Annotated in this window: 2 protein-coding genes; both read left to right on the top strand. The window is 34.9% G+C overall.

The window, feature by feature from the left end; translation table 11 throughout:
* Window positions 1–284: hypothetical protein (locus tag G468_RS24530; protein ID WP_211229689.1), on the top strand; the 284-nt coding region annotated here is incomplete at its 5' end.
* A gap of 340 nt (window positions 285–624) precedes the next feature.
* Window positions 625–1,029 (top strand): replication/maintenance protein RepL, encoded by a 405-nt coding sequence (locus tag G468_RS0118385; RefSeq protein ID WP_026824196.1) that lies wholly within the window; start codon window positions 625–627, stop codon window positions 1,027–1,029.
* Window positions 1,030–1,145 lie beyond the last annotated feature (116 nt).

Raw genomic sequence — 1,145 nt, 5'->3', positions numbered from 1 at the left:
TTTTCTCTGCCGAATTGAAAACGTTGATAGAGAAAGTTCACGCTGAAAAATTGCCGTTTTCTTTGATGTGCAATTTGCCCGCTAATTTCAAGAAAGCACCCACCATTTGGCAATTTCATTTTCTACCGCTTTTTGGTCACTTCTTCTGTCAATTTCGAGTGACCGTGATTTCTGTAACTTCCGGTTATCTTCCGCTTCCTCGCCCGTTCGCTCGCGTTGCTCGGTCACTTGGCTGTGGCGAGCGGTGGGCGTTAATTCTTGAAAAGATTTTTTGGTTTTTTTAAAAGAAAATCGTGTTTTTCCGTAACTCAGTCTGCTCACCGCAAGAGACGTTGAAGCGGAGATTAGTAGGTTGCTATTGAGTCGTCTGAAACTATTTATGGAAAGATTTAAGATAAGAATGGTGGGTTTAGTGTTTTCAAGGCTTAAAGCTAATATTAATACCGCTAGGCGGTATTTAAAATCATTGTGTTGAGTATCTATATTACCGTTGAGAAGTATTTTAGTTACCGTTAGGCAGTATTTTAAAGATTTAAAAGTATCTTAGATACTTAAAAAAAAGTATTTATATATTGCTATTTTATTACTATGATACTTATAAATCGGTATTTAATGGAGAGTTTAATGGCTTCAACGTATATAGATCATATAACTGGAGAGATTTTAACAGAACCTGAATTTGTTAAGGTTTATATACGTGATCTCTGTCGTGTTAAAGGGATAAACGCCACTCAGTATAAAATTTTTAACTTTATGTTATTAAATATGAACTATGAAAACGTTGTTGCTTACGGTTCAAAAACTAAAGCTGCTTTTTTGAAAGCAAACAATCTTAAGTTACAAACTTTCAATAATAATATTAATTTTTTGATTTCTGCTGGTTTAATAGAACGAATTAGCAGAGGTGAATTTAGAGTAAATAAAAAATATGCTGTGAAAGTTGATTGGACAAGAGTTCAGTCGATTGAGTGGACATCAGTTTACAGCAGAAATGGTATATTAGATAAAGTAAAAATTAACCAAGAATAATTTTCGCGCTGACTGAACGGGAGGCAACCCGAACAGCCAGCTAATCCAAAACCTAGCTAAAGTAGGAATCAGACTATGCGAAATAGTACGCATATTGCACGCATAATGAAAGCGTG

The organism is Arsenophonus nasoniae DSM 15247 (genome assembly GCF_000429565.1).
Classification (GTDB): domain Bacteria; phylum Pseudomonadota; class Gammaproteobacteria; order Enterobacterales; family Enterobacteriaceae; genus Arsenophonus; species Arsenophonus nasoniae.
This window is presented reverse-complemented; position numbering and strand designations above follow the sequence as displayed.